This window comes from Schnuerera sp. (assembly GCF_035459645.1).
In the GTDB taxonomy this organism is placed as follows: Bacteria; Bacillota; Clostridia; order Tissierellales; family Tepidimicrobiaceae; genus Schnuerera.
This window is the reverse complement of the sequence record NZ_DATHXO010000173.1, coordinates 1-2,071: the sequence shown is the minus strand read 5'-3', so window position 1 is coordinate 2,071 and position 2,071 is coordinate 1. Positions and strand designations below refer to the sequence as shown.

Here is a 2,071-nt window from a genome sequence, read left to right as displayed (position 1 = left end):
ATTATAGTCAGAAAGTAATGGATTTTCATGAACTCCCCAATTTCTCATAAAATAAACATCCTCTAATTTTAAAGGTGCTATCCTTACCCTTTTCCCTACTATCTCCATTTAGATTCCTCTTTCTTTATCATAATTAGTGAAATTAATACTTCGAAAAAGGTATAACCTTCTCCGAAGTATTGATTTATTTTCTACATAAACTCTTCTCATTATATTTATCAGTTTCAATATAATGTTTACCCAACTGCATAATTAACTAACTATGCTCTTATATTCTCCTTATTGAGAAATTTAGTAAATTCTTTTTTCCAAACTAATTCTACATTTCCCGTTGGACCGTTTCTATGTTTTGCAATTATTACTTCTCCAATATTTTTCTTTTCTGAATCCTCATGGTAGTATTCATCTCTATATAGGAAAAGTACTACGTCTGCATCTTGTTCTATGGCCCCAGACTCTCTCAAGTCTGAAAGAATAGGTCTATGATCAGAACGAAGTTCTGGTGCACGGGAAAGCTGTGATAATGCAATTACTGGACAATTCATTTCCTTCGCTAAAGCTTTAAGTCCTCTAGATATTGAAGATATTTCCTGTTGTCTATTCTCTTGTCTGCTATCCGATTGCATCAATTGCAAATAATCTATAACAATCAGATCTAAACCCTTTTCTATTTTTAACCTTCTGCATTTTGCTTTCATCTCCGTAAGAGATATTCCTGCTGTATCATCGATAAATATTTTAGCTTTAGATAAAGGGCTCATGGCATCAATTATTTTAATCCATTCTTCTTCAGTTAGTCTCCCGCTAATTATTTTCTGTAAATCCACATGAGAAACTGAACTAATCATTCTTTGAACCAACTGTTCTTTAGACATTTCAAGAGAAAATACAGCAACACTTGCATCAGCTTTAATAGATGAATTAGTAGCTATATTGATTCCAAGAGCAGTTTTACCCATAGAAGGTCTTGCTGCCAAAAGAATAAGATCAGAATTTTGCATCCCAGATAATTTATTGTCTATATCGATAAATCCTGTAGTAAGTCCTGTTAATTCTCCTTGATGAGCTGCCATTTCCTCAATCTTTGAAAAGCTGTCTAATAATACTTCTTTTATAGGAGCAAAACCTTCTCTATGACGCCCCTGGGTAATATCAAATATATTTTTTTCTGCTTCTTCAATTATACTATTGACTTCCTCGCTACCTTCATAACTTTTTGCCATTATGTCATCACAAGATTTTATCAAACGTCTTAATATGGATTTTTCCTCTACTATATCACAATAATATTTTACATTTGAAGTTATGGCTACTCCACCTGATAAATCAGCAAGGTAAGTAACTCCTCCTAAACTTTCTAAAGTCCCTCTTTTTTTTAATTCTTCCGATAAAGTAATAAGGTCTACAGGTTCATTTCTATTGAATAGTTCTATTATAGCTCGAAATATTTCTTTATTTGCTTCTTTATAAAAATCCTCAGGATGAAGCTGCTCTATAGCAGTATTTATAGCTTCTTTGTTTAATATCATAGCTCCTAAAACTGATTGTTCAGCTTCTAAACTATGAGGTGGGATTTTTCCCAATGCATATGCTTCTATTTAAATCACCCCATTACTCTTCTATTACTTTCACTTTCAAACTAGCAGAAATTTCAGGATAAACTCTTACATCAACTGTTGTAACCCCTATAGCTTTAATATTGTCTTTTAATTCAATTTTTCTTCTATCAATATTTATTTTATGTTGTTTTTTCAATCCTTCAGCAATATCCTTAGAAGTTATAGAACCAAAAAGTCTGCCTCCCTCTCCTGCCTTTCCTTTCAACTTTACTGTTAAGTTCTCTATTTTTTCTTTTAATTTAATAGCTTCTTGATAAGCTTCTTTCTCCTTTGTTTCTTCCGCCTTTTTCCTTTCTTTCCATTTCTTCATATTTCCAGGTGTTGCTTCTATAGCCATATTTCTTGGCAGTAAAAAATTTCTTACATATCCATCCTTAGCATTTACTAATTCTCCTGCTTTTCCTAATCCTTTCACATCTTTTAATAAAATTATTTTCATTCTTCTTCACCTT

General features: G+C 32.0%; 2 protein-coding genes. Both read right to left on the bottom strand.

Annotated elements, in window-relative coordinates:
• Nucleotides 1-260: 260 nt before the first annotated feature.
• Complete coding sequence (gene dnaB, locus VK998_RS04185; protein ID WP_325225829.1) at nt 261-1,583, bottom strand: replicative DNA helicase; 1,323 nt, start codon at nt 1,581-1,583, stop codon at nt 261-263.
• A 28-nt stretch (nt 1,584-1,611) separates the two neighbouring features.
• Nucleotides 1,612-2,058: a 50S ribosomal protein L9 gene (gene rplI, locus VK998_RS04180; protein ID WP_325225827.1), complete on the bottom strand. Its 447-nt coding sequence runs from the start codon at nt 2,056-2,058 to the stop codon at nt 1,612-1,614.
• Nucleotides 2,059-2,071: the final 13 nt, after the last annotated feature.